The sequence below is a fragment of the Vibrio sp. CCUG 15886 genome, from assembly GCF_028570825.1.
Taxonomy (GTDB): Bacteria; Pseudomonadota; Gammaproteobacteria; order Enterobacterales; family Vibrionaceae; genus Vibrio; species Vibrio vulnificus_B.
The window spans coordinates 93,030-115,439 of record NZ_JAQQBT010000009.1 but is presented as its reverse complement, the minus strand read 5'-3'; the positions used below and the strand labels follow the sequence as shown (position 1 = coordinate 115,439).

The 22,410-nt window shown below is 47.1% G+C and carries 25 protein-coding genes, 1 riboswitch and 1 other annotated feature; of the genes, 14 read left to right on the top strand and 11 right to left on the bottom strand.

Features of this window, described 5'->3' with window-relative positions; genetic code table 11:
- Nucleotides 1–64 precede the first annotated feature (64 nt).
- From PQQ36_RS16095 to PQQ36_RS16035, 13 genes are all read left to right on the top strand, one after another.
- Complete coding sequence (locus PQQ36_RS16095; RefSeq protein ID WP_011149930.1) at nucleotides 65–190, top strand: hypothetical protein; 126 nt, start codon at nucleotides 65–67, stop codon at nucleotides 188–190.
- Nucleotides 137–239 (top strand) — a sequence feature (Trp leader region). Its footprint overlaps the gene before it by 54 nt.
- 128 nt (nucleotides 240–367) lie before the next feature.
- Nucleotides 368–1,933, top strand: coding sequence for an anthranilate synthase component 1 (locus tag PQQ36_RS16090; protein ID WP_039553230.1), 1,566 nt, complete (start codon nucleotides 368–370; stop codon nucleotides 1,931–1,933).
- Between the two features lie 2 nt (nucleotides 1,934–1,935).
- A complete protein-coding gene (locus tag PQQ36_RS16085; protein ID WP_263179932.1) occupies nucleotides 1,936–2,514 on the top strand; it encodes an aminodeoxychorismate/anthranilate synthase component II in 579 nt (192 codons plus the stop codon).
- 18 nt (nucleotides 2,515–2,532) lie between these two features.
- The gene (gene trpD, locus PQQ36_RS16080; protein WP_038940269.1) at nucleotides 2,533–3,531 is read left to right on the top strand and encodes an anthranilate phosphoribosyltransferase; all 999 of its coding nucleotides are present in this window, start codon (nucleotides 2,533–2,535) and stop codon (nucleotides 3,529–3,531) included.
- Between the two features lie 5 nt (nucleotides 3,532–3,536).
- Entirely contained in the window at nucleotides 3,537–4,967 is a 1,431-nt protein-coding gene (trpCF, locus tag PQQ36_RS16075) for a bifunctional indole-3-glycerol-phosphate synthase TrpC/phosphoribosylanthranilate isomerase TrpF (RefSeq protein WP_419836177.1), read from the top strand.
- 75 nt (nucleotides 4,968–5,042) lie between these two features.
- Entirely contained in the window at nucleotides 5,043–6,233 is a 1,191-nt protein-coding gene (gene trpB, locus PQQ36_RS16070; RefSeq protein WP_263179930.1) for a tryptophan synthase subunit beta, read from the top strand.
- The gene (gene trpA, locus PQQ36_RS16065) at nucleotides 6,233–7,039 is read left to right on the top strand and encodes a tryptophan synthase subunit alpha (RefSeq protein ID WP_011149925.1); all 807 of its coding nucleotides are present in this window, start codon (nucleotides 6,233–6,235) and stop codon (nucleotides 7,037–7,039) included. The genes trpB and trpA overlap by 1 nt, the downstream gene beginning before the upstream one ends.
- Nucleotides 7,040–7,378: 339 nt before the next feature.
- Nucleotides 7,379–8,641 (top strand): dicarboxylate/amino acid:cation symporter, encoded by a 1,263-nt coding sequence (locus tag PQQ36_RS16060; protein ID WP_026050801.1) that lies wholly within the window; start codon nucleotides 7,379–7,381, stop codon nucleotides 8,639–8,641.
- Nucleotides 8,642–8,825: 184 nt separating this feature from the next.
- Nucleotides 8,826–9,068 carry a hypothetical protein gene (locus tag PQQ36_RS16055; protein WP_026050800.1) on the top strand — a complete coding sequence of 81 codons (243 nt, stop codon included), beginning with the start codon at nucleotides 8,826–8,828 and terminating at the stop codon, nucleotides 9,066–9,068.
- Between the two features lie 131 nt (nucleotides 9,069–9,199).
- Nucleotides 9,200–9,763 carry a septation protein A gene (locus PQQ36_RS16050; protein ID WP_011080875.1) on the top strand — a complete coding sequence of 188 codons (564 nt, stop codon included), beginning with the start codon at nucleotides 9,200–9,202 and terminating at the stop codon, nucleotides 9,761–9,763.
- 80 nt (nucleotides 9,764–9,843) lie between these two features.
- On the top strand, nucleotides 9,844–10,242 hold the full coding sequence (gene yciA / locus PQQ36_RS16045) for an acyl-CoA thioester hydrolase YciA (RefSeq protein WP_011080876.1): 399 nt from the start codon (nucleotides 9,844–9,846) through the stop codon (nucleotides 10,240–10,242).
- A 101-nt stretch (nucleotides 10,243–10,343) separates the two neighbouring features.
- Complete coding sequence (locus PQQ36_RS16040; RefSeq protein ID WP_045619925.1) at nucleotides 10,344–10,640, top strand: YciI family protein; 297 nt, start codon at nucleotides 10,344–10,346, stop codon at nucleotides 10,638–10,640.
- A complete protein-coding gene (locus tag PQQ36_RS16035; RefSeq protein WP_011080878.1) occupies nucleotides 10,640–11,032 on the top strand; it encodes a GspS/AspS pilotin family protein in 393 nt (130 codons plus the stop codon). The genes PQQ36_RS16040 and PQQ36_RS16035 overlap by 1 nt, the downstream gene beginning before the upstream one ends.
- A 97-nt stretch (nucleotides 11,033–11,129) precedes the next feature.
- Here the strand turns inward: PQQ36_RS16035 and PQQ36_RS16030 are convergent, their stop codons facing one another.
- From PQQ36_RS16030 to moaA, 11 genes are all read right to left on the bottom strand, one after another.
- Nucleotides 11,130–12,080, bottom strand: a complete 951-nt coding sequence (locus tag PQQ36_RS16030) for a glutathione S-transferase family protein (protein WP_026050799.1) — start codon at nucleotides 12,078–12,080, stop codon at nucleotides 11,130–11,132.
- A 186-nt stretch (nucleotides 12,081–12,266) separates the two neighbouring features.
- On the bottom strand, nucleotides 12,267–13,262 hold the full coding sequence (oppF, locus tag PQQ36_RS16025; RefSeq protein WP_011080880.1) for a murein tripeptide/oligopeptide ABC transporter ATP binding protein OppF: 996 nt from the start codon (nucleotides 13,260–13,262) through the stop codon (nucleotides 12,267–12,269).
- The gene (locus PQQ36_RS16020) at nucleotides 13,259–14,230 is read right to left on the bottom strand and encodes an ABC transporter ATP-binding protein (protein ID WP_273661786.1); all 972 of its coding nucleotides are present in this window, start codon (nucleotides 14,228–14,230) and stop codon (nucleotides 13,259–13,261) included. The genes oppF and PQQ36_RS16020 overlap by 4 nt, the downstream gene beginning before the upstream one ends.
- Nucleotides 14,231–14,258: 28 nt before the next feature.
- The gene (gene oppC / locus PQQ36_RS16015; RefSeq protein ID WP_013572108.1) at nucleotides 14,259–15,161 is read right to left on the bottom strand and encodes an oligopeptide ABC transporter permease OppC; all 903 of its coding nucleotides are present in this window, start codon (nucleotides 15,159–15,161) and stop codon (nucleotides 14,259–14,261) included.
- Between the two features lie 17 nt (nucleotides 15,162–15,178).
- Nucleotides 15,179–16,099: an oligopeptide ABC transporter permease OppB gene (gene oppB / locus PQQ36_RS16010; protein ID WP_273661784.1), complete on the bottom strand. Its 921-nt coding sequence runs from the start codon at nucleotides 16,097–16,099 to the stop codon at nucleotides 15,179–15,181.
- A 102-nt stretch (nucleotides 16,100–16,201) separates the two neighbouring features.
- Nucleotides 16,202–17,833, bottom strand: coding sequence for an ABC transporter substrate-binding protein (locus tag PQQ36_RS16005; protein ID WP_011080884.1), 1,632 nt, complete (start codon nucleotides 17,831–17,833; stop codon nucleotides 16,202–16,204).
- Nucleotides 17,834–18,389: 556 nt separating this feature from the next.
- Entirely contained in the window at nucleotides 18,390–18,845 is a 456-nt protein-coding gene (gene moaE / locus PQQ36_RS16000) for a molybdopterin synthase catalytic subunit MoaE (protein WP_011080885.1), read from the bottom strand.
- 1 nt (nucleotide 18,846) lies between these two features.
- Nucleotides 18,847–19,092: a molybdopterin synthase sulfur carrier subunit gene (gene moaD, locus PQQ36_RS15995; RefSeq protein WP_263189651.1), complete on the bottom strand. Its 246-nt coding sequence runs from the start codon at nucleotides 19,090–19,092 to the stop codon at nucleotides 18,847–18,849.
- On the bottom strand, nucleotides 19,089–19,568 hold the full coding sequence (gene moaC / locus PQQ36_RS15990; RefSeq protein WP_011149915.1) for a cyclic pyranopterin monophosphate synthase MoaC: 480 nt from the start codon (nucleotides 19,566–19,568) through the stop codon (nucleotides 19,089–19,091). The genes moaD and moaC overlap by 4 nt, the downstream gene beginning before the upstream one ends.
- Nucleotides 19,569–19,578: 10 nt before the next feature.
- Nucleotides 19,579–20,091: a molybdenum cofactor biosynthesis protein B gene (gene moaB, locus PQQ36_RS15985; protein ID WP_011080888.1), complete on the bottom strand. Its 513-nt coding sequence runs from the start codon at nucleotides 20,089–20,091 to the stop codon at nucleotides 19,579–19,581.
- Between the two features lie 80 nt (nucleotides 20,092–20,171).
- On the bottom strand, nucleotides 20,172–21,161 hold the full coding sequence (moaA, locus tag PQQ36_RS15980; RefSeq protein ID WP_263189650.1) for a GTP 3',8-cyclase MoaA: 990 nt from the start codon (nucleotides 21,159–21,161) through the stop codon (nucleotides 20,172–20,174).
- A riboswitch (molybdenum cofactor riboswitch) is annotated at nucleotides 21,150–21,300 on the bottom strand. (Overlaps the previous gene by 12 nt.)
- A gap of 176 nt (nucleotides 21,301–21,476) precedes the next feature.
- On the opposite strand from moaA, the gene PQQ36_RS15975 reads away from it, so the two are divergent.
- Nucleotides 21,477–22,367, top strand: a complete 891-nt coding sequence (locus PQQ36_RS15975; RefSeq protein ID WP_011080890.1) for a YvcK family protein — start codon at nucleotides 21,477–21,479, stop codon at nucleotides 22,365–22,367.
- Nucleotides 22,368–22,410 lie beyond the last annotated feature (43 nt).

Genomic DNA, 22,410 nt, shown 5'->3' with positions numbered 1-22,410 from the left:
ACTTTTTACCCTTGCACTAGTTAACTAGTACACAAATACAAAGTACCTGACTATAGGGCCGACCATGTTACAAGAATTTAACCACAACCAGAAAGCGAAACTTGCTCTGCATAACGAGAATGTCAATGCAGCAGAGCTCGCTTGGTGGCGCACTTGGACAAGTTCTTGGTGGGCTAACGTGTACTTTTAATAAAGAAAATGAATCACACAAAGCCCGCTAACCATGCGGGCTTTTTATTTTGTTGCACATCTCACAATCAACTGATTAAACATTCATCAAAACGAACAAATTCTGCGTTGGGTGAACGTTTGCTTTGTGCGAGTATGTACAGCAGGAAGACAAAGAATTGAATAATAAGGAGGTCTTGTGAACAAGGCCATTAACATCACCACACTAGGACAGCTAGAGCTTCTGTCAACGACGGTTCCTTACCATTCGGATCCTACGCGCCTTTTTCACACTTTGTGTGAAAACAAGCGCGATAGCTTATTGCTCGAATCAGCTGAAATCGATTCAAAACAAGATCTTAAAAGCTTACTGATTGTCGATTCCGCGGTACGTATGGTTTGCCATGGCCATGTCGTGACCATGACGGCACTCAGTGACAACGGCAAGAATCTGTTAACCCATTTGACCAAGAATGTCGCGCAAGAGGTTGAACATCAGTTTGATGGACAACAACTTACCCTCACCTTCTCAAGCCCAGATGACCGCCTAGATGAAGACTCTCGCTTACGTGAAGCCTCTAGTTTCGACGCGTTGAGACTGGTTCAACACAGTTTTGATTTGGCGGGAAAAGACAAGCACGCGATCTTTATCGGCGGTCTGTTTGCCTATGACTTGGTGGCCAACTTTGAACCACTGGGTGAAGCCCACGCAATAAATCAATGTCCTGACTATGTCTTCTACGTGGCAGAAACGCTGATGGTGGTCGACCACCAGACCGAGAGTTGCCATTTACAAGCAACGCTTTTTGCAGACGACTCACAAAAAGAAGCACTAAATCAGCGTATTGAACAAATCCGCACTCTGTGTGCTACCCCGAAAGCGCTACCTAAAGCCATTCATCTCGATAAGGTTGAGGTCGATACCAATATCAGCGATGACGCCTTTTGCCAAGTGGTACGCGACCTAAAGCAATACGTAGTCAAAGGCGACATTTTCCAAGTCGTACCATCACGCCGCTTTACCCTGCCCTGCCCGTCACCATTGGCGGCGTATAAAGAGCTCAAAGTCAGCAACCCAAGCCCTTACATGTTTTACATGCAAGATGAACTCTTTACGTTGTTTGGCGCATCACCGGAAAGCGCGTTGAAATATGAAACGCAAACCAATCAGGTGGAGATCTACCCCATTGCTGGTACTCGACGCCGTGGCAAGCGAGCCAATGGTGAGATCGATTTCGACCTCGATAGTCGAATTGAACTCGAACTTCGCACTGACAAGAAAGAAAACGCCGAGCACATGATGTTGGTGGATCTCGCTCGAAATGATGTCGCACGCATTTCTCGCGCAGGGACACGCCACGTCGCCGATTTACTTAAAGTGGACCGCTACAGCCATGTGATGCACTTGGTCTCACGCGTTGTTGGACAATTACGTGACGATCTTGACGCACTACACGCCTACCAAGCGTGTATGAATATGGGCACATTAACGGGCGCTCCGAAAATTCGTGCCATGCAATTGATTCGTGATGTTGAAGGGGCTCGCCGTGGCAGTTACGGTGGGGCTGTCGGTTACCTCACTGGCGAAGGGACACTGGATACCTGTATCGTGATTCGTTCGGCTTACGTTGAAAACGGCATTGCACAGGTGCAAGCCGGTGCCGGAGTGGTCTTTGATTCCGACCCCCAAGCCGAAGCCGATGAGACGCGCGGCAAAGCTCAGGCAGTCATCTCTGCCATTCAGAAAGCCCACAAGGAGTCGTAAAGATGGCGGACATTGTATTTATCGATAACTTCGATTCGTTTACTTACAACTTGGTTGATCAGTTCCGCTCTTTGGGCCACCAAGTCACGATTTACCGCAATAGTATTGCCACAGACACCATTATCGACGCAATTGAACAACTCGAACGCCCAGTGGTGCTGCTCTCTCCAGGACCCGGTGCACCATCAGAGGCGGGCTGTATGCCAGAGTTAATTACTCGCGTCAAAGGCAAAGTTCCAGTGATTGGCATTTGTCTCGGCCATCAAGCTATTGTGGAAGCCTACGGCGGTACTGTGGCAGGCGCAGGCGAGATCATCCATGGCAAAGTCTCGATGATGGAGCACCAAAGCCATGCGATTTATCAAGGGTTGCCATCCCCACTGGCTATTGCGCGCTACCACTCTTTGGTGGCAACACACGTACCGCAAACGCTGACCGTAACCGCCGAAGTGAATGGCCTTGTTATGTCGGTGGTTAACGAAGAAGACAAAGTGTGCGGTTTTCAATTTCACCCAGAGTCCATCATGACGACACAAGGTGCAACGTTGTTAGCCAACGCGATTAACTGGGCATTAGCATAAGGATTGGGAGAAAAGATTATGGAAGCCATCATCAACAAACTGTATCAGCAAGTATCTCTGACAGAGCAAGAGAGCCAACAACTTTTCGACACCATTATTCGCGGCGAGCTAGACCCTATTCTTATGGCTTCAGCCCTAACCGCACTGAAAATCAAAGGGGAAACACCCGATGAAATTGCCGGTGCAGCCAAAGCATTGCTTGCCAATGCGCAACCTTTTCCGCGTCCTGATTACGATTTTGCCGACATCGTGGGCACGGGTGGCGATGGCCACAACACCATCAATATCTCGACAACCGCAGCCTTTGTGGCCGCAGCCTGTGGGTTGAAAGTCGCTAAGCATGGCAATCGCAGCGTTTCAAGTAAATCTGGCTCTTCCGATCTACTTGATTCATTTGGCATCAACCTCGCGATGAGCGCAGAAGATACTCGGTCAGCCGTCGATGATATTGGCGTCGCCTTTTTGTTTGCGCCTCAATACCATAGCGGAGTGAAGCATGCGATGCCTGTGCGCCAAACCATGAAAACGCGCACTATCTTCAATATCTTAGGCCCCTTGATTAACCCTGCGCGTCCTAACATCGAACTGATGGGTGTATATAGCCAAGAACTGGTTCGCCCAATCGCAGAAACCATGTTGAAAATGGGCATGAAACGTGCCGCGGTCGTGCATGGCAGCGGCTTGGATGAAGTCGCTATTCATGGCAACACCTTGGTCGCAGAAATCAAAGATGGCGTAATTCACGAATACACTCTCACCCCAGCGGACTTTGGCGTCAATACACATCCATTGGAAGCGATTAAGGGTGGTGATCCTGAGGAAAACAAAGCCATCATCACTCACTTACTCACCGGAAAAGGAACGGAAGCTCAATTGAGTGCCGTTGCCGTCAACGTCGCCCTGCTCATGCGTCTTTTTGGTCATGAGGATCTTAAAGCCAATACGCAACAAGCGATCGACGTAATGAACTCTGGTAAAGCGTATCAACTGGTCGAAAAATTGGCTCAACACGCCTGAGGTTTATGATGACAAACAGCAACGAAAAACTGTCAGAACACGTTTCTCTGCAGGAAGCACAAATGGCGGAAGTCCTAGCCAAGATAGTTCGCGATAAATACCAGTGGGTGGCCGAGCGTAAACACGCGCAACCATTGGCCAGTTTTCAAGCCACATTGACACCATCGGATCGCAGTTTTTACCAAGCCTTGCAGGGCCAACGCACGGTATTCATTACCGAATGTAAGAAAGCCTCCCCATCGAAGGGATTGATCCGTGAAGATTTCGACTTGGATTACATCGCGTCGGTGTACAACCACCACGCAGATGCGATTTCGGTACTCACCGATGAGAAATACTTCCAAGGCAGCTTCGACTTTCTGCCCCGAGTGCGTCAGCAAGTGCGCCAGCCTGTGTTGTGTAAAGATTTTATGGTTGATAGCTATCAAGTCTATCTCGCTCGTCACTATCAAGCCGACGCCATTTTATTGATGTTGTCCGTCCTCAATGACGAGCAGTATCAAGCACTGGCGGATGTTGCCCACCAGTTGCAAATGGGTGTGCTGACAGAAATCAGTAATGACGAAGAGCTTGAGCGTGCTGTGAAGCTGGGGGCGAAAGTGATTGGCATTAACAACCGCAACTTACGAGACCTCACCACCGATTTGAATCGCACCAAAGTACTCGCGCCAACTTTGCGTCGCCTAGCACCAGAAGCGATTGTGATCTCGGAATCGGGCATTTACACCCACCAGCAAGTGCGCGATCTCGCCCAATACGCTGATGGCTTTTTGATCGGTAGCTCACTGATGGCAGAAAAAAACCTCGAGCTCGCGGTACGTAAAGTGACACTGGGTGAAAACAAAGTCTGTGGTCTCACTCATCCGGAGGAAGCCGCCAAAGCCTATCAAGCTGGCGCTGTCTTTGGTGGTTTGATTTTTGTAGAGCAATCCAAACGTGCTGTAAATATAGAGCAGGCAAGACTGACGATGAGTGGCGCTCCGCTCAATTATGTTGGCGTGTTCCAAAATCACCCCGTTACCTTGGTGGCCGAAACCGCAAACCAGCTGCAACTGCATGCGGTGCAATTACATGGCAACGAAGAAGCCGATTACATCGCACAACTGCGCAAGCAACTCAACGAATCGATTGAGATTTGGAAAGCCTATGGCGTGACCGACCAAGCACCGACTCTACTTACTCAAGATGTTGATCGTCATCTTTTCGATGCGCAAGTCGGCCAACAAAGCGGTGGAACAGGGACCACGTTTGATTGGGCTCTATTGGATGATCCAAGCCATATCATGTTGGCAGGCGGTCTCAATCCAGACAACGCGCAAAAGGCAGCAAGCCTTGGATGTTTAGGGCTGGATTTAAACTCTGGTGTTGAAGAAAGCCCAGGGAAAAAAGATCTGACGAAGCTGCAGCAAGCGTTTGCAGCCATACGAAATTATTGATATTGATGATCTGAACCTGAGGTTCAGTGAAGAACAAATTCTGGCACATAGCCAAACACAATTAAGGAAGCAAACATGACTAAGTTAAATGCCTACTTTGGCGAATACGGCGGTCAGTACGTACCTCAGATTCTGGTACCCGCATTAGAGCAGCTCGAGCAAGCGTTCATTGACGCCCAAGAAGACCCTGACTTCCGCAGTGAGTTTATGGGGTTACTCCAAGAATACGCAGGCCGCCCAACCGCACTGACGCTGACGCGCAATCTGACCAAAGGCACCAAAACCAAACTGTACCTAAAACGTGAAGATCTGCTGCACGGTGGCGCGCACAAAACCAACCAAGTACTTGGCCAAGCACTGCTGGCTAAGCGCATGGGCAAAAACGAGATCATTGCTGAAACGGGTGCAGGCCAACATGGTGTTGCCACCGCACTTGCCTGTGCACTACTGGGCTTGAAATGCCGTGTGTACATGGGAGCAAAAGACGTTGAGCGCCAAAGTCCAAACGTGTTTCGTATGAAGTTGATGGGCGCGACGGTGATTCCGGTGCACTCAGGTTCTGCCACACTAAAAGACGCGTGTAACGAAGCATTGCGTGATTGGTCGGGTAGCTATGAAACCGCCCACTACTTATTGGGCACTGCCGCGGGTCCCCACCCTTTCCCAACCATCGTACGTGAGTTCCAACGTATGATTGGTGAAGAGACGAAGAATCAGATCCTCGCACGTGAAGGTCGCCTACCTGATGCAGTGATTGCTTGTGTTGGTGGCGGCTCAAACGCCATCGGTATGTTCGCCGATTTTATCGAAGAAGAAACAGTTCGCCTAATTGGTGTTGAGCCTGCGGGCAAAGGCATTGATACCGACCAACATGGTGCCCCCTTAAAACATGGCAAAACTGGCATTTTCTTTGGTATGAAAGCGCCACTCATGCAAGATGAAAACGGCCAAGTCGAAGAATCGTACTCCGTTTCCGCAGGTCTCGATTTCCCATCAGTGGGTCCTCAACACGCTCACCTTAATGCCATTGGTCGCGCTGAATACGACAGCATCACCGATGATGAAGCACTTGATACTTTCCAAGAGTTGGCAAGAAGTGAGGGTATTATACCTGCGTTAGAATCGTCTCACGCTTTGGCACATGCGCTGAAAATGGCCCGCAACAACCCAGAGAAAGAGCAGTTGTTGGTCGTTAACCTATCTGGTCGAGGTGACAAAGACATCTTTACCGTTCATGCCATTTTAGAAGAAAAAGGAGCAATCTAATGGACCGTTATCAAGCGACATTTGAGCGCCTCGCCGCGCAAAAACAAGGTGCCTTTGTTCCTTTTGTTACCGTGTGTGACCCTAACCCTGAACTCTCACTCAAGATCATGGATACCTTAGTTCAAGCGGGTGCCGATGCTCTTGAACTTGGCATTCCATTTTCTGATCCATTGGCCGACGGCCCAACGATCCAAGGCGCAAATATTCGCGCGCTGGATTCAGGCGCAACACCTGATATCTGTTTTGATTTGATCGGACAAATCCGAGCTAAATACCCAGATCTACCGATTGGCCTGTTGATGTACGCCAACTTGGTCTATTCACGTGGTATCGAGAATTTCTACCAACGTTGCGCTCAAGCAGGCATTGATTCTGTGTTGATCGCCGATGTCCCAACGAACGAGAGTGCAGAGTTTGTCGCGGCAGCCGAAAAGTTTGGTGTACATCCAATCTTTATCGCACCACCAACGGCCAGTGATGAAACACTAAAACAGGTTTCACAACTGGGTGGCGGTTATACCTATCTTCTCTCTCGAGCGGGGGTCACAGGAGCTGAAACAAAAGCCAACATGCCTGTGGGTGATATGCTTGCGAAGCTAGAACAATTTAATGCGCCACCTGCACTGTTGGGCTTTGGTATATCAGAGCCTGAACAAGTCAAACAGGCTATCGATGCGGGTGCGGCAGGTGCCATTTCAGGCTCTGCAGTGGTCAAAATCATCGAAAGTCACCTCAATGAACCTGACGCGATGTTAACGGCACTGGCAAACTTTGTTTCCAGCATGAAGTCTGCAACACAAAAGTAACGTGGTAGACATCTAAACATCTATGAGATCGATTTCTTATTCACCACTAGAAATCGATCTTTTTTTTAACATTCCAACTCACTTCCATCTCGGCTTATAAACGAACAATCACTCAATAAAACGCCAACGTTATATAAGGCCAAGCTATAGCAAACGTTTGCCTTCTGCTTAAAAAATTGTCAATCGTCAATAAAACGCCTGATATTCACACCCTCGCTTCTTATTCCATATTGCTAAATGTGAAATAAACGTGTAAAAATCCGATCGAATATTTATCCAAAGAACACTTTTTGTTCAGTGGGTAATTCTGGATTTTTAATATTTATTAGCACAGAGGTTATGGAAGTGTTAAAAGAAAAGAGTTTGTTACGCAACATTGGTGTGCAGGTTGTCATCGCCATGATCGTGGGTACTGCCGTTGGTGCCTTGATGGGTGATAGCGCCTCTATGTTTGCTCCACTGGGGGCCATCTTCATCAACCTGATCAAGATGCTGGTTATCCCTCTTGTCGCTGTTGCCCTAATTTCTGGTGCAGCGGGCCTAGGCAATAGTCAATCTGCTGGCAAGGTAGGTTTCGTGACACTAGGTTACTTCGGTCTAACATCTGCACTTGCCGTTGCACTTGCCCTGTTCATGGGTGAAGTCTTCAAGCCGGGCATGGGTATCGATGTTTCCGGTGTCGAAGGCATGTTCTCTGCTGAGTACGCTTCTAAAGGTGAACTTCCTACTTTTTGGGCTACCATCACAGGTATGATCCCAACCAACGTTTTCCAGTCACTTAATGAAGCCAACATCCTACAGATCCTCGTCTTCTGTCTATTTTTAGGTATCGCCATCTCTAAACAAGAGAAAGAGAAGCGTGAGCCAATCATGAATGGCGTAAACTGCATTGTTGATTCCATGGTTTGGATGATCAACAAAGTGATGGTCATCGCGCCTCTAGGTGTATTTGGCCTGATGGCAGAAGCCGTAGGTACGTTTGGTTTTGGCGCCCTGATGGTGGTGTTTAAACTGTTTGTGGTTTACGTTGCGGCGATTCTTATTTTTGGTTTCGTAGCTTACCCACTGATGATTCAGCTGTTTACTAAAACCTCTGCGAAGAAATTCATCAGTGCGATGAAAAAGCCACAAGCTGTTGCTCTGTCAACCGCTTCTTCAATGGCAACCCTGCCAGTCACCATGGATACCGTTGAGAAAGAACTGGGTGTCCGCAACTCCACCGCATCTTTCGTTTTACCTCTGGGCGCAACGATCAACATGTCTGGTAACGCCATTTACTACGGCCTAGTCGCGATCTTCTTTGCTCAGCTATTCAACATCGATTTGAGCATGGGTGCTTACATTGCCATCATTGTGACCGCAACGCTCGGCGCAGTAGGTCAAGCAGGTGTTCCTGGTCCTTCTTTCCTCGTTGTTGCCGTCTTGCTCGCAGCGGGCATTCCAATCGAAGGTCTACCACTGTTGTTCGCTCTTGACCGTATCTTCGATATGATTCGTACCGCGCTCAACATCACTGGTGATGCAGCGTGTGCCGTCATTGTCGATGCACTGCTTGATGAAGAAAATGAAAAACAAGCTGAGATGAATAAGCAAGAAGCGTAATCGCAGTTTTTGCAAATTGATTCTCAAAACGGGGTGACCAATGCGTTGCCCCTTTTTTATGCCTGCAGAAAGCGCCAAAGGCGGAAAACTGAAAGTGGCACTCATATTGCTTCTTGCTCATAACCATCAGAAGCGTCAAATTCATCACGCAGTTTGTGCTTCGACGCAGAATGAGGACAGCATTATGACGTTACATCGACGCACCTATTATGGCCTTATCCATCATGGCATGAAGGCACTACTGTTAGACCGCATTGGCCATTTTACCGAAGATGAGTATCACCACTACCTTGGCATAACCACCGGCAAAACGACGTGCTTTTCAATGACCGACGACGAACTTGAGGTGACCGTTGAGAATCTTCGCACCGAAGGCTATTTGGAAGACATGAAACGTGTCATCGCCCAATTTCAGGGGGCAGCTTAAGCGCGGCGAATCTTAGGAAGCCGGCGGGCTTCCTAAGCCTCCAATAACCCACCATTTACTTTCAAGGCTTCACATTAAGCCAGTTTTGTTTAGACTGTGGGCAATTCAATCGACAGGAACATTTTTGCCACATGAAGCAAATACTTGATTTTATTCCTCTAATCATCTTTTTCGCCCTCTACAAGATGTATGATATCTATGTTGCAACAGGCGCTCTGATTGCAGCGACAGCCATTCAGATCGTTGTCACCTACGCCTTGTACAAGAAAGTTGAGAAGATGCAGTTAATCACCTTCTTAATGGTGGCCATTTTTGGTGGCATGACCATTTTCCTGCATGACGACAACTTTATTAAGTGGAAAGTGACCATCGTCTACGCCGTATTTGCCATTGGTTTGACGGTCAGCCATGTTATGGGCAAATCGGCCATCAAAGGCATGTTGGGGAAAGAGATCACCTTGCCTGAGTCAGTATGGGCAAACATTAACTGGGCGTGGGTTGGCTTTTTCACCTTTTGTGCAGGGCTGAATATCTATGTGGCCTACCAGCTTCCTTTAGATGTTTGGGTGAATTTTAAAGTCTTTGGTTTATTAGCGGCGACGTTGGTTTTTACCGTCCTCACTGGCGGCTATATTTATAAACATCTCCCTAAAGAACAAAATGGCCAGTCATCGGACGTGCCAACGGATGAATAAACTGCATTTTTTGCTATAATCCTGTTCTTATTTTTCGCAGCGACCCTTTGGTCGCTGTTTTGTTTGTTGTGGATGTCAAAATGAGTCAGGAATTTCACTCTCCAAAGGGTCAGTTACTGTTAAGAACCCTCGCCATGCCAGCCGATACCAATGCCAATGGGGATGTATTTGGTGGTTGGATCATGTCTCAGCTCGATCTCGCCGGTGGTATTTTGGCGAAAGAGATCTCGCACGGACGAATCGTCACTGTATCCGTGTCCGGAATTACCTTTAAAAAACCAGTCAGCGTGGGCGATGTCGTGTGTGTTTACGGTGAATGCACCAAAATTGGTCGCACTTCAATGTCGATTAATCTCGAGGTTTGGGTGAAGCCCGTACGCGACCACGGAATCGAAGATCGCTTTATGGTTTGCGATGCCACGTTTAACTATGTCGCCATTGATGCAGACGGCAAACCACGGCCTATCGTTACGGCATAAATTCCGTAGAGTTTCACAGTTTCTCGAATTTAGCTGTTCTAACTCCCTGTAATTGAGATAGATTAAGCCAAGTTAGTATCACCATTAGAAAGGAAAAGAGAATGTGGTATGTCATTTTTTCTCAGGACGTTGAGAATTCGTTGGAAAAACGCCTTAGTGTACGCCCACAACACCTAGAGAGATTGCAAGCATTGCAAGACGAAGGACGTCTATTAACTGCAGGCCCGATGCCAGCCATCGACTCTGACAACCCTGGTGAAGCAGGTTTCACAGGTTCTACCGTGATCGCTGAGTTTTCTTCTTTGCAAGAAGCTCAATCGTGGGCGGATGCCGATCCTTATATCGCAGCGGGTGTTTATGCCAATGTGATCGTTAAACCTTTCAAGAAAGTGTTCTAATGTTTAAAAAAGTACTCTCTGCATCGTTAGTGTTGTTGGCATTAGCGGGCTGTTCTTCAAATGGTGAGAAAGAGCGCCAATTAGAGCTCATGGCGTCTAACCGCGCTGGTGTACTCTCGGCGGGATTACCGATTGAATACGGTCCACTTAAAGTCATGCGTATTTCATCATCGAAAAACATTGTTGAGATCATGATGATCTACAACACCGACGCGACTGGTGCAAAACCGACACAAGAGCTGCTTTCCACCAGCGTAAGTAAATACTGTGAAGACGCAACCGTGCGAAACCAACTCGATATGGGGCTGATGTACCGCATCAAAATTCGCAACTCTCGTGGGCAACTGATCATCGATGAGATGGTGACGGCGGCTAGCTGTCAGCCACAATAGCGGCTTGCTTCGAAAGCAGCGCTCAATAATAGCAAAAACGGAGGTCATGACCTCCGTTTTATTTAAGTTCACTTCACGACATCTGATCGCAAATTCCCTAACGTCCAATGCCCTCACGACCGTGGTCACTGTCCAAATCCAAATTGGGGCCTAATGGCACGACTTGCGTTGGATTAATCCCAATGTGACTAAAATAGTAATGCCGTTTAATGTGGTAGAAATCTGTCGTTTCAGCAATCCCTTCGATCTGATACAGCTCTTTCATGTAGCCATTAAGATGGGGGTAATCCGCAATACGCTTTTGATTACACTTAAAATGACCAACGTACACCGCATCAAAGCGGATCAGTGTGGTGAACAGGCGCCAATCGGCTTCCGTCATTTGGCTGCCCGCTAAGTAACGATGCGTCGCAAGATGATGATCCACACGATCGAGTGCAGAAAAAAGAGCGTAATACGCTTCTTCATAAGCCTCTTGCGTCGTGGCAAACCCACAACGATAAACGCCGTTGTTGATATTGGGGTAAATGAAGGCGTTCCACTCTTCGATCACCTCACGTAATGAATCTGGATAGTAATCATCTTGATTCCCCGTCAGTTGATTAAACTCCGAGTTAAACATGCGAATGATTTCCGATGATTCGTTGCTCACGATTGTATTGGTTTTCTTATCCCAAAGAACGGGAACCGTCACTCGCCCAGTATAATCAGGTTTTGCTTGGGTATAGATTTGATGCAATTTGGTATGACCAAACAAGGGCTCTGGCAACCCCATCTTCCATCCATCACTGAGCATGTCAGGGCAAACCACGGTGACATCAATATGCTCTTCCAGCCCCTTTAATTTGCGGAAAATCAGCGTTCGGTGTGCCCAAGGGCAAGCTAACGAAACATAAAGGTGATAGCGACCCGATTCCGGCTGAAAGGGTGCTTGTGGTTTATTTTCAATCCAGTCACGAAATCCTGCATCTTCACGCACGAACTTTCCTTTGGTCTGCTTTGTATCGTACCAAACGTCGTGCCATACCCCTTCAATTAATTTGCCCATGAACCCTCCTCACTTTTTTCTCAGTATAGGAAAAGGACGTGATTTATTAAGCGCTAATATTTGCAAGTGATATTCGAAAAATTTGAACGTATCACCGACAAGGCAAGATTGAACTCAAATAATAGAGATAAAAAAAGCGCGGCTCATAAAGAAACCGCGCTTAAGCCCGTCACAGGCTGAATTACGTTACATCTCTACATGTAAACAAGACACTGCGTGTGTGTCATTACCTTGAATCGTTGGTTTGGTTTGCGCACACGCCTCTGTTGCCTGTGGGCAACGAGTGCGGAACACACAACCAGACGGCGGATTCATCGGTGAAGGCAGGTCGCCTTCAAGCATTTGAATGGTTTTCGCGCGCTCCAACTTTGGATCTGGAATGGGCACAGCCGACATCAGTGCGCGTGTGTATGGGTGCTTAGGGTCCGCAAACAAGGCTTCAGAAGTGCCCAGCTCAACCGCATTACCCAAGTACATCACCAAAACGCGATCAGAAATGTGTTTTACCACCGAAAGGTCATGCGCAATGAACACCAAAGAAAGACCCAGTTCTTTTTGCAGTTCTTTCAATAAGTTAACCACCTGAGCTTGGATCGATACGTCAAGTGCTGAAACCGGTTCATCACAGATGATCATTTTCGGATTGAGGATCAGCGCACGTGCAATACCAATACGCTGACACTGACCACCAGAAAACTCGTGTGGGTAGCGGTTAATCACGTTGGGTAGCAGACCCACTTTGGCCATCATCTCTTTCACGCGAGACTTCACTTCCTGCTTACCAAGTTCAGGGTAGAAGGTTTCTAGTGGCTCAGCGATGATGTCACCGATGGTCATACGTGGGTTAAGCGAGGCAAGCGGATCTTGGAAAATCATCTGCATGTCTTTGCGTGTTTCGCGACGTTGCACTTCTTTCATCTTAGTGAGGTCTTGACCTAGCCATACCACCTCACCTTCAGTCGCATTCACCAGACCAATGATGGCACGCGCGAAAGTAGACTTACCACAACCGGACTCGCCCACTACGCCAAGGGTTTCACCTTCATAAAGACGAATATTCACACCGTCAACCGCTTTAAGACTCGACGGTTTGCTCCATGGCCATGCCGACTTGGATGCAATGCTAAAGTGAACTTTAAGGTCTTTTACATCCAGTAGGATTTTTTTCTCTTGTGCACTCATTTTGTCCAAGCCTCCCATTCAGAAAAACACGCACGTTGACGACCATCGGCAAATGGGGTCAAGATTGGCGCTTCACGTTTACAACGATCCATTACGCGATGACAACGCTCTTGGTAAGGGCAGCCAGGCGGTAGGCGCAGTAGGTTTGGTGGGTTACCAGGAATGGTTGGTAGAATCTCACCTTCGGTATCCAAACGTGGGATCGCCTTAAGCAGACCTTCCGCATATGGGTGGCTTGGGTTGTAGAAAATTTCGTCAACATTGCCATATTCCATGGTACGACCGGCGTACATAACCAGCACTTTGTCACAAGAGCCAGCCACGACACCAAGGTCATGAGTGATCATGATGATGGCAGTGTTGAACTCTTGTTTCAGCTCGTTGAGCAGATCCATAATCTGTGCTTGAACCGTTACGTCAAGCGCAGTCGTCGGCTCATCGGCGATCAACAATTTAGGACGGCACAAAAGCGCCATCACAATCATCACTCGCTGACGCATACCGCCAGAAAACTCATGCGGGTACATGGTAATACGCTTGCGAGCTTCTGGAATCTTAACCGCTTCTAACATGCGCACAGACTCTTCAAACGCCTCTGCTTTGCCCATGCCTTTGTGCAGCATCAACACTTCCATGAGCTGATCGCTCACCTTCATGTATGGGTTCAGAGAGGTCATCGGATCTTGGAAGATCATCGCAATCTGTTCAGCACGAACTTTATTCAGTTCTTTCTCTGGCAAGTTCAGAATTTCTTTACCTTCGAACTTTGCGCTGCCTGAGATAATACCGTTTTTGGCCAGCAGACCCATGATCGCAAATACGGTTTGCGATTTGCCTGAACCTGACTCACCTACGATCCCGAGTGTTTCACCCTGATTGAGTGAGAAATTTAAATCGTTTACTGCGGTCACGATACCATCTTGCGTGGTAAATTCGACGCGCAGATCTTTGACATCTAATAAGCTCATCATTGCTTCCTTAATCTTATCGTTCTAATTATCTGTCTTTTGGATCCAGCGCATCGCGCAAGCCATCACCGACGTAGTTGAAACAGAATAGAGTGACAACCATGAACAGGGCTGGGAAAGCCAACTGCCAAATAGCCACTTCCATTGTTTGAGAGCCTTCTTGTAGAAGTGCGCCCCAACTTGTCATTGGCTCTTGAACCCCAAGACCAAGGAATGAAAGGAAAGATTCAGTCAGAATCATGCTCGGAATCAATAGTGTTGAGTAAACCGCAACAATGCCAAGTACGTTTGGCACAATGTGGCGAGTGATGATCTTCCACTTGCTCACACCACAAACGTGGGCGGCTTCGATAAACTCTTTGCTACGTAAGCTCAGTGTTTGACCACGCACAATACGTGCCATATCCAACCAAGCAATAGCACCGATAGCCACGAAGATAAGCACAATGTTACGGCCGAAGAATGTCACCAGTACGATAACAAGGAACATGAAAGGCACTGCGTAAAGGATTTCAAGAATACGCATCATAATACGGTCAGTACGGCCACCAATAAAACCTGAGGCCGCGCCGTAGAGCGTACCGATCGTAACCGCGACCAATGCGCCGAGCACACCCACCATTAGTGAGATACGACCACCAATCAAGGTACGGACGTACAAATCTCGGCCTAAACTATCCGTACCAAACCAATGCTCAGCATTTGGTCCAACGTGCATGGCATACCAGTCAGTATCATCAAAAGTGAAAGGTGCTAGCATTGGTAGGAAAATGACAGCAAGTGTCATCACCATAAGGATAAACAAACTCACCATCGCAGCTTTGTTGCGCATAAAGCGAATGCGGGCATCTTGCCATAAGCTGCGGCCTTCAATTTCTAGGTTTTCTGAAAACTTCTCAAGCGCTTCCAGATTCTCTTTTTTCGTCAACATAACCATATACGTCCCTGTTAGTAGCGAATTTTCGGATCAATCATCGCCAACAGAATATCTACAATGGCGTTGAACAGAATAAACAAGAAACCGATCAGAATCGTTACGCCCATAACCAGCGAATAGTCACGGTTAAATGCGGCGTTAACAAATAGCTTACCAATACCTGGTAGACCAAAGATGGTTTCGATAACAACAGAGCCGGTAATAATGCCGACAAACGCAGGACCCATGTAAGAAACCACAGGCAACATAGCAGGTTTGAGTGCGTGCTTTACGATGATGTAAGGGTAGCTCAACCCTTTCGCCCGAGCTGTACGAATAAAGTTACTGTTGAGCGTTTCGATCATCGAACCACGAGTGATACGTGCGAAGGTCGCAACATAAAGCAGCGACATACCGATAACCGGTAGGACAAGATACTTCAGACCTCCATCATACCAACCGCCTGCCGGGAACAGATCCCAATGCAGCGCAAAGAGATAGATCAGCGCGGGAGCTAACACAAACGATGGCATAACCACACCAATCATGGCCGTAGACATAATGGTGTAATCCACCCAAGTATTATGTTTGAGCGCGGCAATGGTCCCGACTGTGACCCCGAGAATAACGGTAAAGATAAACGCAATGAAACCAACTTTCGCCGATACCGGCAACGCAACGGAAATCAATTCGTTTACTGAATAGTCAAGGTATTTAAACGACGGGCCAAAATCGCCCTGAATAACGTTAAATAAGTAAGTGGTGTATTGTTCGATCACCGGCTTATCTAGGCCATATTTGGCTTCGATATTGGCCATAACTTCAGGTGGAAGTGGCTTCTCACTTGAAAATGGGTTACCTGGTGCGAAACGCATAAGAAAGAAAGATACGGTGATCAAAACCAACATGGTTGGAATCGCCTCAAAGATCCTTTTAATGATGAATTTAAGCATAAACTCACTCTTTCAGTCTGTGACAGTTTAAATGAAATTAGACGCTGCATGCGGCTATACCACATGCAGTGTCTCTATTTTTATAGTTATCAGCTTAGGTGATTACTTCGCGATGATGTAGAGATCTTTTGAGTAGATCTTCTCTTCCGCGTTGTTTGATGGGAAACCACCAACACGTGGATTTAGTAGACGCGAACGTACATATTGGTAGATTGGTGCGATAGGCATATCTTTTGCCATCAGATTTTCAGCATCCAAGTACAGCGCAGTACGCTCTGCTTCAGATGTTGACTTCAGCGCTTTGTCGATCAGAGCATCATACTCTGCATTACCCCAGTGCTGACCACCCGTTGTATTCGCGCTCACCATCAGAGTTAGGAACGAAGATGCTTCGTTGTAGTCGCCACACCAACCGGCGCGTGCCACTTCGAAATCACCTTGATCTTTAGTAGATAGGTAAGTTTTCCACTCTTGGTTTTCAAGATTAACATCTAGACCAAGTGTTTTCTTCCACATAGAACCGAGCGCAACGGCGATCTTCTTGTGGTTTTCGTTGGTGTTGTAAAGCAAAGTAAACTTCAGAGGGTTGCCTTTGCCGTAACCCGCTTCTTCAAGTAGGCGAGCCGCTTCTGCGTTACGCTCTTTCTGAGACATTTTACCGTACTCAGGAAGTTCTGGGTTGAAGTTTGCAGTGATCTCTGGCGTTAGGAAATACGCAGGCTTCTGACCCTGACCTAAGATCGCGTTTGCTACGATGTCACGGTCAATCGCGTAAGAGATCGCTTTACGTACACGTACGTCATCAAACGGCTTTTTCTTCGTGTTGAAAGAATAGTAGTAAGTACATAGGCTGCCTTCAACAGAAACCGATTCTGGGTGTTCTTTTTTCAGACGCTTGAAGTGTTCAGTTGGTAGAGTTGATGTAAAGTCAATTTCACCCGAAAGGAAACGGTTCATTTCTGCAACCGCGTTTTCGATTGGTAGGAAAGTGACTTTGTTGATCACTGTCTTAGAGTCATCCCAGTACTTGGTGTTACGAACCATTTCTAAACGTTCGTTAACAACCCATTTGTCTACAACAAACGCACCGTTACCGACGAAGTTTTCTGGCTTAGTCCATTGATCACCAAACTTCTCTACCGTTGCTTTGTGTACTGGTTTCATGGTGGTGTGGCCAGTCATCATCACAAAGTAAGGAACCGCCGTTTCAAGCTCAATCACTAGCGTGTAATCGTCAGCCGCTTTTACACCAAGCTCAGACTTGTCTTTCTTCCCTGCAACGATGTCTTTCGCGTTTTTCATCTTGGTGTATTCCATGTACCAAGAGTATGGCGATGCTGTTGCTGGATCGACAGCACGTTGCCAGCTGTATACGAAATCTTGCGCGGTAACAGGGTCGCCGTTAGACCATTTTGCATCTTTACGTAGGTGGAAAGTAAAGGTCTTGTTGTCCGTCGTTTCCCAGCTCGTTGCGACACCAGGAATGGTGTTGCCGTCTGCATCTTGGTTTACTAGACCTTCCAATAGGTCACGAATCACATGTGACTCTGGCACGCCTTGAGATTTGTGCGGGTCGATGGTAGCAACCTCAGTACCGTTACCACGAACGAGTTCTTGTTTTGCTGCTAATTTAGTTCCAGCTGGTACGTCTGCGGCAAGAGCAGAAAGAGAGGTAGTTGCGAGTGTTAGACCAGCACCAAGAAGAAGTGCTTGGGTGATTTTGTTCTTATACATGCATAAACTCCAAGTTTTATATTTGCATCCATGACTTCTTTGCCAAAACACCAGAACGGCAGTGTTTTAGAACTTTTTAGCTGCGTTTTAGAAAACAAAACAACTAAAAGCATTGCAAAGATTGCGGCACACATTAGCAATCATTGAAGTAATTTGCCATAAAAATGTAGCAAAAAACTCAATAATCCTGACTGAACGCCACGAAAATAGCACCTTATGCCAGTATATTAATTTCTTATGGTTATTTTCATTTACCAGACCAATCAGCCATAGCTATAAGTGCCAATAAATCTAAAAAATAACCACATACCAGCATCTTGTGCTAGATAATTAGCCAAAAATTAACATTTACGACACATGACGTCTAACGAATTGTGGGAATTGTATTGTCAGAAAATTGAAGAGTGTGAAGAGACTCACCGAACGGAAATTGAAGAAGGAAAAATTGTTAGAGCGTTTGTTCGGTCACAACAAACTGCTTTGTCACAGCAAAATAACAAAAGCGATGGGTCGAACCATCGCTTTGAATCACAAATTTAGCGTATAGCGGAAACCGCTATGATTGCCAACGCTCAGCCGCTTGGGCATCAGACTCTCTAGACTCAACCCATCGAGTCGTTTCAGTTGTACGTTCTTTTTTCCAGAAAGGCGCTTTGGTCTTGAGATAATCCATAATGAACTCACAAGCCTCAAACGCCGCACCGCGATGTGCACTCGACACCCCAACATACACGATTTGATCACCGATATTGAGGTCGCCAACTCGATGGATAACACGGACATTCAGCAACGGCCATCTCTGCTCGGCTTGATCACAAATCTCACCCAGCGCTTTTTCCGTCATACCTGGATAATGCTCCAAACTTAGGCCCGTGACATTATCGCCCAAGTTCATGTCTCTCACCTTGCCAACAAAAGTCACGACAGCGCCTGCCGCGCTCCCCTGTGACAACCACGCATATTCTGCTGCGATGTCGAAATCTTCGACTTGAACTGAGATACGATTATCCACGCTACCCCCCTGTCACAGGAGGGAAAAAGGCCACTTCGTCACCATCTTGCAGTGTTGTTTCCAGTGGAACAATCGACTGATTGACTGCAGCAAGCAATTTCCCCGCCTCTAAAGCAAGTGACCACTTACCATCTTGCTCTGCTAAATGTGCTCGAAGCGATTCAACGGTGTCGAAGTTTGCCTCAACATCGACTGAATCCACACCCACCAGCTCACGGGTTTGAGCAAAGAATAAAACCTTAATCATGCTTCCACCTTAAAGTGTCCAGACTTACCACCCGTTTTCTCTAGCAAACGCACGGGGCCTATCACCATGTCTTTCTGCACTGCTTTACACATATCGTAAATTGTCAGTGCCGCGACCGACGCTGCCGTCAAGGCTTCCATCTCTACACCCGTTTTGCCTGCCAGCTTACAAACCGATTCGATACGCACTTTATTCTCCGCTTCGATCGCTTCTAGCTGCACTTCAACTTTTGAAAGCAATAACGGATGACACAATGGGATCAAATCCCAAGTTTTCTTCGCCGCTTGTATGCCTGCGATTCTCGCCGTGGCAAACACATCCCCTTTGTGATGCTGACCAGAAACAATAAGCTGTAATGTCTCTGGTGCCATATGCACAAACGCTTCCGCACGTGCTTCGCGTACCGTTTCAGCTTTGGCAGATACATCCACCATGTTTGCTTCGCCAGAGGCGTTGATGTGAGTAAACTGGCTCATGGGCTCTCCTTTATACGCTCAGGTGAGGCATAAAGTTGCAAGGACGATGGCTCGCATCCAATTGTTGCTTGATGATTTTAGTCCAACCCGTACGACAAGCCCCCGTTGAGCCAGGCATAGCAAAAATCACTGTATGATTTGCAAAACCGGCAATCGCGCGAGATTGAATCGTCGAAGTGCCAATTTCTTCATAAGAAACCAAACGGAACAACTCACCAAAACCTTCAACCTCTTTATCAAAAAGCGGTTTTAGAGCTTCAGGAGTACTGTCGCGAGAAGTGAATCCGGTACCACCAGTGATCATAATCGCTTGCACGTTTTCATCTGCGATCCATTGAGAGACGATCGCGCGAATCTTGTACATGTCATCGATGACAATTTGTTTGTCGACCACGTTGTGGCCTGCTTCTTTTGCATTTTCAACGAGGTACGCACCAGATGTATCATTTTCTTCCGTGCGCGTATCAGAAACAGTTAGAACAGCGATATTCGCTGGTTGGAATTTACTTTCAGCGTGACCCATATGTTCACCTTTTCTCTTGAGTTAATAGCGTTATCGGTGGTCATCATCGTGACCGCCTGAGAGGTATTCTTTGTTCTGTATTAGCCGCCAATAGATGCTAAGTGCGGCGTCATGCCCGTCTGACCTTCGTTTAAGAAATGGCTGACAGATTTAGTCTGTAACTCCGACTGAATTCGGGCAATGAGATCAGACTCTTGATCGTCTTGTTGCAGCAGGTCGCGAAGCTCGACGCCTCGGTCACCAAATAGACACAAATGCAATTTGCCTTTTGCAGAAACTCGTAAGCGGTTACAGCTCGCACAAAAGTCTTTTTCGTAAGGCATGATCAAACCAATCTCACCTTGATAATCAGGGTGAACGAACACTTGCGCAGGGCCATCATTAGCCGCCTTCACTTTCAGTAACCAGCCATTTGCGATCAGATGATTGCGAATCGCCACACCGGAGACATGATGTTGTTGGAATAAAGTATCCATCTCACCCGTTTGCATCAGTTCGATAAAACGCAATTGGATGGAGCGATGCTTAATCCAGTGCAAAAAAGCAGGTAACTCGTTGTGGTTGAGATCTTTCATCAACACAACGTTGACTTTCACTTGTTCAAAACCCACTTCGAACGCGCGATCAATCCCCGACATCACTTGGTGAAATTTATTCTCACCAGTAATTTGATGGAACATACGTGGTTCAAGGCTATCCACGCTGACATTAATTTGGTTTAAACCTGCTTCTTTCCATTCTCCAATATGCTTTTCCATTCGATAGCCATTGGTGGTAGTGGCAACTCGCTTAATGCCTTGAGTTGACGCGACCGTGTGGATAATGTCAGTAAAATCTTTACGCAGACTTGGCTCTCCGCCAGTAATACGCACTTTACTTGTGCCACAGTCAGCAAAAGCCTTAACGACTCGACGGATTTCAGAGAGGTTTAAAAAAGACGAGTTTTTCTGCCCCGAAGGTTGGTAACCATCAGGCAGACAATAGGTACATTTGAAATTACACACGTCCGTCACAGACAAACGCAAGTAATAGAATTTGCGGTGGAATCTATCTTCGAATTGTTGCGCCACGGAACACCTTTCCAAACACGGGAGGCGTAGTCATTTCCAATTACGCCCTTGTGACATCATGTCACTGGCTTAAGCTGCTTATCATTCCATCATTGAAATAAAATAACTTAGCAAGTTAAGCTCGGAGTTATGGCAACCCTTGAACTTGTTCGTTCAAGTGGTAGCTTTGCTCGATAAAATACTTAATATTTGTAGCGGAATCTAGCTCTAAACGAGAAAAACCTCACTAAAGCCACAATTTACCACCTTGTGAGTACCTGATATTAACGGGATACTCTAAATTGTAGTTGGTTATGAAAAAATAAGAAGAAGAGAATGAACATATACGCTTCCAAAAAAGTTGTTGCCGTTGGCGGAGGTCACGGTCTAGGAAGGATGTTGGCTGCACTCAAGGATTTTGGCAGTAACGCGACAGGCATCGTCGCCACTACCGATAATGGTGGTTCAACTGGTCGCATCCGCCACTGCCAAGGGGGCATTGCGTGGGGGGACACACGCAACTGCATCAATCAGTTGATCACCGAACCTTCAATCAGCTCGATGATGTTCGAATACCGTTTTAAAGGAAGCGGTGAATTGGATGGACACAACCTTGGTAACCTAATGTTGACGGCCCTAGATAACCTTTCTGTCCGCCCTTTAGATGCCATCAATCTGGTTCGAGATTTATTGAAAGTCGAAGTCAATATTTTACCAATGTCCGAACATCCCTCCGATCTCACCGCCCTTTCGACAGATGGACGCTGGGTAACCGGTGAGACAAATGTGGATGAAATGGAAACGGATTTGCGCCGCTTAGATCTCTCCCCAGAAGTGCCGGCCACCAAAGAAGCTGTTACCGCCCTTGAAGAGGCCGATGCCATCATCCTTGGCCCCGGCAGTTTTCTAACCAGCATTATGCCGCCATTGTTGCTGCCTGAACTTGGCAAAGCGATTGCCAAAAACACCAAAGCCAAATTGATCTTTGTCGCAAACCTAAGCCCAGAGTTTGGCCCAGCAGGCAGAATGAGCTTTGAGCAGAAATTGGAATGGTGCGAGCGCGCCTGCCAAGGCAGAAAAATTGATGTGGTGCTCGGAGATACCGAACACCCAGAATTGAAAGATCAATGGCACTTCGTCACCCAATCCTTGGCTTCCGCCAATCGCGATTGGCGTCATGACCGTAAAAAATTACGCCTCGCCATAGAACAGCAGCTCACCGAATAGCGATTGAGCATACGAAGCATTACTTAGAACTCAGCAAGTAGGA

Coding starts and splice junctions, on each gene's coding strand:
- PQQ36_RS16095 (WP_011149930.1), top strand. CDS start 65: ATGTTACAAGAATTTAACCACAACCAGAAAGCGAAACTTGCTCTGCAT.
- PQQ36_RS16085 (WP_263179932.1), top strand. CDS start 1,936: ATGGCGGACATTGTATTTATCGATAACTTCGATTCGTTTACTTACAAC.
- trpD (WP_038940269.1), top strand. CDS start 2,533: ATGGAAGCCATCATCAACAAACTGTATCAGCAAGTATCTCTGACAGAG.
- trpCF (WP_419836177.1), top strand. CDS start 3,537: ATGATGACAAACAGCAACGAAAAACTGTCAGAACACGTTTCTCTGCAG.
- trpB (WP_263179930.1), top strand. CDS start 5,043: ATGACTAAGTTAAATGCCTACTTTGGCGAATACGGCGGTCAGTACGTA.
- trpA (WP_011149925.1), top strand. CDS start 6,233: ATGGACCGTTATCAAGCGACATTTGAGCGCCTCGCCGCGCAAAAACAA.
- PQQ36_RS16060 (WP_026050801.1), top strand. CDS start 7,379: ATGGAAGTGTTAAAAGAAAAGAGTTTGTTACGCAACATTGGTGTGCAG.
- PQQ36_RS16055 (WP_026050800.1), top strand. CDS start 8,826: ATGACGTTACATCGACGCACCTATTATGGCCTTATCCATCATGGCATG.
- PQQ36_RS16050 (WP_011080875.1), top strand. CDS start 9,200: ATGAAGCAAATACTTGATTTTATTCCTCTAATCATCTTTTTCGCCCTC.
- yciA (WP_011080876.1), top strand. CDS start 9,844: ATGAGTCAGGAATTTCACTCTCCAAAGGGTCAGTTACTGTTAAGAACC.
- PQQ36_RS16040 (WP_045619925.1), top strand. CDS start 10,344: ATGTGGTATGTCATTTTTTCTCAGGACGTTGAGAATTCGTTGGAAAAA.
- PQQ36_RS16035 (WP_011080878.1), top strand. CDS start 10,640: ATGTTTAAAAAAGTACTCTCTGCATCGTTAGTGTTGTTGGCATTAGCG.
- PQQ36_RS16030 (WP_026050799.1), bottom strand. CDS start 12,080: ATGGGCAAATTAATTGAAGGGGTATGGCACGACGTTTGGTACGATACA.
- oppF (WP_011080880.1), bottom strand. CDS start 13,262: ATGAGTGCACAAGAGAAAAAAATCCTACTGGATGTAAAAGACCTTAAA.
- PQQ36_RS16020 (WP_273661786.1), bottom strand. CDS start 14,230: ATGAGCTTATTAGATGTCAAAGATCTGCGCGTCGAATTTACCACGCAA.
- oppC (WP_013572108.1), bottom strand. CDS start 15,161: ATGTTGACGAAAAAAGAGAATCTGGAAGCGCTTGAGAAGTTTTCAGAA.
- oppB (WP_273661784.1), bottom strand. CDS start 16,099: ATGCTTAAATTCATCATTAAAAGGATCTTTGAGGCGATTCCAACCATG.
- PQQ36_RS16005 (WP_011080884.1), bottom strand. CDS start 17,833: ATGTATAAGAACAAAATCACCCAAGCACTTCTTCTTGGTGCTGGTCTA.
- moaD (WP_263189651.1), bottom strand. CDS start 19,092: ATGATTAAGGTTTTATTCTTTGCTCAAACCCGTGAGCTGGTGGGTGTG.
- moaC (WP_011149915.1), bottom strand. CDS start 19,568: ATGAGCCAGTTTACTCACATCAACGCCTCTGGCGAAGCAAACATGGTG.
- moaB (WP_011080888.1), bottom strand. CDS start 20,091: ATGGGTCACGCTGAAAGTAAATTCCAACCAGCGAATATCGCTGTTCTA.
- PQQ36_RS15975 (WP_011080890.1), top strand. CDS start 21,477: ATGAACATATACGCTTCCAAAAAAGTTGTTGCCGTTGGCGGAGGTCAC.